Origin of the sequence: Dyella sp. (assembly GCF_036568765.1) — a bacterium.
Taxonomy (GTDB): Bacteria; Pseudomonadota; Gammaproteobacteria; order Xanthomonadales; family Rhodanobacteraceae; genus GSA-30.
This window is the reverse complement of record NZ_DATCRY010000195.1, coordinates 1-4794: the sequence shown is the minus strand read 5'-3', so window position 1 is coordinate 4794 and position 4794 is coordinate 1. Positions and strand designations below refer to the sequence as shown.

The window sequence follows — 4794 nt, the reverse complement described above, 5'->3', positions numbered from 1 at the left end:
GTGCATCACCCATGTACCGGGCATCGGCGACGACGACATCGCACTGCATGAAGGCGCCGAACCGCATCGCGCGGCCGGACCCCTGCGTACCGAACTGCTGCGCGACGCCATGGGCCGCCTCGTCGAGAAGCGCACCGGGCGCCACTGGTACCGCTACAGCTACGACCAGCTGGACCGCCTGGTCGAAGCAACGAAGCTGGAAGCGCCGCAACCCGGCACGGATGGCGAGCCGCGCGCGCTGCATCGAACCACATTCGTCTACGACAAGCTCGGGCGGCTCGTCGAAGAAACGGCCATCGACGAGCTCACCGGCGAGACCCACACCCTGCGCCACGCGCACGACGAACTCGGCAACCGCACGCAGACCGTTCTGCCCGCCATCGCTTCGCAGCCGGGCGTGCAGCGCGCGCTGAACTACCTGTACTACGGCTCCGGGCACCTGCATCAGGTCAACTTGTCGCAGCAGCATGGCGACGCACCCGTGGTGCACCAGCTGATCAGCGACATCGAGCGCGACGACCTGCACCGCGAAGTGGCGCGCAGCCAGGGTGCGCTGCACACCCGATTCGCGCTGGACCCACTGGGCCGGCGGGCCGCGTCGTGGTGTCGCCCCGGCGGACTGGATTCGGCATTCACTACGCAAGACCCGAGCTGGCGCCAGGCCATCGACGCCGCGGGCACCCCCGGGGCCCGCCTGCTCGACGGTCTGATGAAGGAATACAGCTACGACCCCGTGGGTGAGCTGCGGCAGAGCCGGCATTCGCTGCAGGGCACGACGGGGCACAGATACGACGCCACCGGCCGCATCGAAGAGAGCGTGCGCAGCGCGGCCAACAGCGAGCGCTTTGCCTACGACCCAGCAGGCAACCTGCTCGACGCATCAACCGCGCCCGGCTACGTGCGCGACAACCTCGTGCGCGTGTTCGAGGACAAGCGCTACAGCTACGACGGCCACGGCCGGCTGGTGCGCAAGCTGTCGGGCAGGCACACCGACCAGCGCTTCGAATGGGACGACGAAAGCCGCCTCGTGGCTGTGCACACCACGCGGCGGCCGGGCACGCCCGAAGCCACCACGCAGGTCACGCGCTTCGACTACGACGCGATCGGGCGGCGCGTGGCCAAGCACGATGCGTTCGGCAGTACGCGGTTTGTCTGGGAGGGGATGCGGCTGATCGAGGAGCGGCGCGGCTCGCAAGTGACGAGCCACGTTTACGAGCCTGGCAGTTACATGCCGCTGGCGCGGCTCGATGCCGCCGCTGGCGAGGCTGGTGCCGCTGCACCTGCGAACATCTTCCACCTTCACACGGATCAGGCCGGCCTGCCTGAGGAACTGACGGATCAGGCCGGCCGGATATGCTGGCGAGCGAGCTATCGCACGTGGGGCGGTGCTGTGACCGAGCAGTGGGAGTCCACTTTGCTCGACGGCCGCGCCGCCTCCCCTGCGAACAAGGCACTGCCAAGAATCGAGCAGAACATGCGATTCCAGGGCCAGTATCTGGACCGCGACATCGGCCTGCACTACAACACCTTCCGTTTCTATGACCCCGACATTGGCCGCTTCATCAGCCCGGACCCCATCGGCCTTGCTGGCGGGAACAATCTGCAGAGCTATGCGCCCAATCCTGTGTCGTGGATCGACCCGTGGGGCTGGGCGCCCAAGGCACCTTTGTCCCTGCCCGATGGCTACAGGGCAAGAATCGACCGATTCAACACGAGTACTGGTTCGTCTTTCGAGATACACGTGTACAAACCCAACGGGACCGAAGCTGGCATCTACGGGCCAGACGGCTTCTTCAACAAGCACGGTACTGTCGGCGCCGAAGTGAAGGTCACGCCGAAGGTATCCAACGTGCTGAACGGCATCGCCGTCGATGAATTGAGAAAGATAGGAAAACTGCCTGCTCTGGGAACACCCAACAGCCGCGTAGCGGCCAGAGAGTATTCGGAGCGCGTGCGCAAGAGCGGGCTTTCAGGATGTTGATCATCAAGCACCATGAAAATCATCAAGTTCAGTGAAACGAGCGACGGCTACTCCATGGACAGCTCCGCTTATCCGGCCTATGTACGGCAGGTAAGCAGTCTGGTGCCGACGGACGCTCTCGAATTCATGAGTGCAGCATGGCACTATGAGCATCGGGACGAGCGATGCCCGCACGATGCCAGGCTGGATCAGTTGCTCGTACGAGAGTTCGAAGACGGCGACTTCCGGGCGAATGACATCGAGATGCAACTGGCCGGAGCGCATGGGAATCGCATCACGCTGCACTATCGCGACGTGCAGTCCTATGCGGTCGAGAAAACCAAGAGCGATTGGCCCGCTGGCGACAGGTCCCACGGCGACTGGCTCATCGATGAAATGCTGGTGCTCGAGGACGGCTTTCTTAGTCACGAGATCGTCTTCACGAACTCGGTAATCAAGGTCAAGCACAAGGATCTCAAGTACGCAGTGGTGCCATGACCACAACGGCCCTCAGCAAACTGTTGGCGTACTGGACGGCGCAGCCGACCGTGATACCGCTGCAGGAAGAGCTGAGCCTGATCCGCGCTATACGCGCGCTGGACATCACCGACATCGCGAAGGATCTGGCGTCGTTCATCTCGCTCATCGAGATCGTCCAGCGGTCGCATGCGAGCAACGGAATCTTCGAGATGACCGAGGCCGACGAGGTGCACACCGTCGGCTTCTTCCAGTGGCTCGAGAGCCTGGAAAACAAGCTTGGCGTGCCGTTGGCAACGCACGCCGATGGCCTGGACCTGACCTGCGCCGAACTGGCGAAACGGATGCCCCGATAGAGTGCCGAATGCTGGACCTCTACTTCGTCGAGCCGACCTGCGGCCACTTGCCGAAAGACCCCCGTGGCCTTGAGCATGCGGGCTCTGTTGATATGGATGCGCATCGCGCAATCGGAGCCCTCTTGGACAGATGTGCCCAGAAGGGCGTAAACCTCGACTACTTCGACGATTCGCTGCTGCGCGCCGAGCAGGTCGTGACCATGCTCGAGGTATTCACCGTCAACGCCCCTGAAGCTGGCGCTCAACACGCGCAGATCGCGGCCTTCAAGTCGACGCACGCGATCTTGACCCAAGCGAAGGCGCAGGGCATGGGGCTCGCGGCGTTCTGCGACTGACATTCAACTCCATGAGTGCATGGCGCCTGCACCGCCGTCATTGGTTGCGGACGCCCTTTTTGAAGCCCACAGACAGTGCGGAGGGCTATGCGGCACTCATCGTCGCATTGAAGTCGTCGCTGTCCGCCGCTCGCAGCAACGGTGCTTGAAAAAAGTTTGTCCAAGCAGTTGACGATTGTGTAAAGACTATTTACAGTCCATCCCACTCAACGCCAACAGGACCCAACGTGAAAGCCGCAACGATCCGCATCTACAGCACTTGCCCCGCATCCGGCAACGTGTTCGTGCGCGTCGCTTCGCACGATGGCCTCGGCCTGCAGCCGCTGCTGCAGCAGCAATTCAATCAACTCCCGTATCCGACGTCCATGCCGCAGGCCAATCTGTGGCCGTGCGACTACCAGGATCAGGTGCAACCGGGTGGAGGACGCGCTTAGGCGCAGACCTCCCAAGCTCTCTCTCGAACAGAAGAGGCCCGGACACCGTGAGGTTCCGGGCCTCTTCGTTTTCATGCCATTCGTTCACGAGCAGCGATCGTGCTGCCCGCACAAGGTTCGGCCCTTGTGAGTGCTCCTTAAAAATTCGCAATAGCCAATGGTTTTCTTTTCAGCCCCGGTGACGCAACTGGTAGACGTGTCCGCCTTAGAAGCGGAATTCTGGGAGTTCGAGTCTCCCCTGGGGCACCAATTTCTCTGGGTGTAGTGTCAATCTGGTAGACGGCCTGCCTTGGAAGCAGGAGGCTGCAGGTTCAAATCCTGCCACTCAGACCATCTTTTCTCTTTCGTTTTTTCTTGTGCGTGTGTAGCTCAACTGGCAGAGCACTGGACTCCAAACCCAACGGTTGAAGGTTCGAATCCTTCCGCGCGCGCCAACCGATTTTTGCCGGCCCTTCGCCTAGTGGTCCAAGGCACCGGGTTTTGATCCCGGGATCCAAGGTTCGAATCCTTGAGGGCTTGCCAGCTTTCTCTTTTCCTTCTTTCGTTCCGCTAACTCAGTGGCCAGAGTGCCTCCCTGTCCAGGAGGAAGCCAGGGGTTCGACTCCCCTGCGGAACGCCATTCGTCAAACGACTTTTGCTTTCATGGATCGTGAGCAGCACTGGCGACTGCAGCGGGCTGTAACCCCGTCTCCTTCGGGAATACTTCGTTCGACTCGAAGACGATCCACCAACGACGCCATCATCAGGCGTGATTCCGGCGTGATGGCAAGGCGACAGTGTTGCGGATTGCGAATCCGTCCAGCCCGATTCGACTCCGCGTCGCGCCTCCATCAACATCCTTCAATCCACTTTTCCCCGGTAGCTCAGCTGGTAGATGCGGCGCACTGTTAATGCGCAGGTCACACGTTCGATTCGTGTTCGGGGAGCCACAATTCAACGACAGCCACGCAGAAGGAGCCCCGAAGCATGAAGCCCAAGGTCCAACCGAACAAGATCGTCGTGCTCTCAGGCTCCGGTGTGAGCGCCGAAAGCGGCCTGCCCACGTTCCGCGACGCCAAGGGCCTGTGGAACAGCTACTCTTGGCAGGAGCATGCGAGCCCCGAAGGCTGGCAGCAGCACCCGGAGGCGGTGCTGGCCTTCTACAACGAGCGGCGCGAGAAGGCGTGGCAGGCGCAGCCCAACGCGGCGCACATGGCGATCGCGTCGCTCGAGCAGGCCTACGAAGTCGTGAT

The 4794-nt window shown here is 61.9% G+C and carries 6 protein-coding genes and 6 tRNA genes; all 12 read left to right on the top strand.

Translation table 11 applies throughout. From position 1 onward, the window contains the following. Positions 1 to 1981, top strand: a 1981-nt coding sequence (locus tag VIM98_RS13740; protein WP_331993673.1) for an RHS repeat-associated core domain-containing protein, incomplete at its 5' end; no start/stop codon positions are given. A gap of 12 nt (positions 1982 to 1993) precedes the next feature. Then, entirely contained in the window at positions 1994 to 2458 is a 465-nt protein-coding gene (locus VIM98_RS13735) for a hypothetical protein (RefSeq protein WP_331993672.1), read from the top strand. Then, entirely contained in the window at positions 2455 to 2793 is a 339-nt protein-coding gene (locus VIM98_RS13730; RefSeq protein WP_331993671.1) for a hypothetical protein, read from the top strand. Before VIM98_RS13735 ends, VIM98_RS13730 begins: the two co-directional genes overlap by 4 nt. Positions 2794 to 2801: 8 nt before the next feature. Next, a complete protein-coding gene (locus tag VIM98_RS13725) occupies positions 2802 to 3128 on the top strand; it encodes a hypothetical protein (RefSeq protein ID WP_019658235.1) in 327 nt (108 codons plus the stop codon). Between the two features lie 227 nt (positions 3129 to 3355). After that, positions 3356 to 3562 (top strand): hypothetical protein, encoded by a 207-nt coding sequence (locus VIM98_RS13720; protein WP_126183390.1) that lies wholly within the window; start codon positions 3356 to 3358, stop codon positions 3560 to 3562. 172 nt (positions 3563 to 3734) lie between these two features. Next, a tRNA-Leu gene (locus VIM98_RS13715) sits at positions 3735 to 3811 on the top strand. 6 nt (positions 3812 to 3817) lie between these two features. Next, positions 3818 to 3895 (top strand) — tRNA-Pro (locus VIM98_RS13710). 25 nt (positions 3896 to 3920) lie between these two features. Further along, positions 3921 to 3996: transfer RNA gene (locus VIM98_RS13705), tRNA-Trp, on the top strand. A gap of 12 nt (positions 3997 to 4008) precedes the next feature. After that, positions 4009 to 4084 (top strand) — tRNA-Gln (locus tag VIM98_RS13700). 21 nt (positions 4085 to 4105) lie between these two features. Further along, positions 4106 to 4181, top strand: a tRNA-Asp gene (locus tag VIM98_RS13695). A gap of 233 nt (positions 4182 to 4414) precedes the next feature. Next, positions 4415 to 4491, top strand: a tRNA-Asn gene (locus VIM98_RS13690). A gap of 37 nt (positions 4492 to 4528) precedes the next feature. Then, the coding region (locus tag VIM98_RS13685) for an SIR2 family NAD-dependent protein deacylase (RefSeq protein WP_331993670.1) at positions 4529 to 4794 on the top strand (266 nt) is incomplete at its 3' end.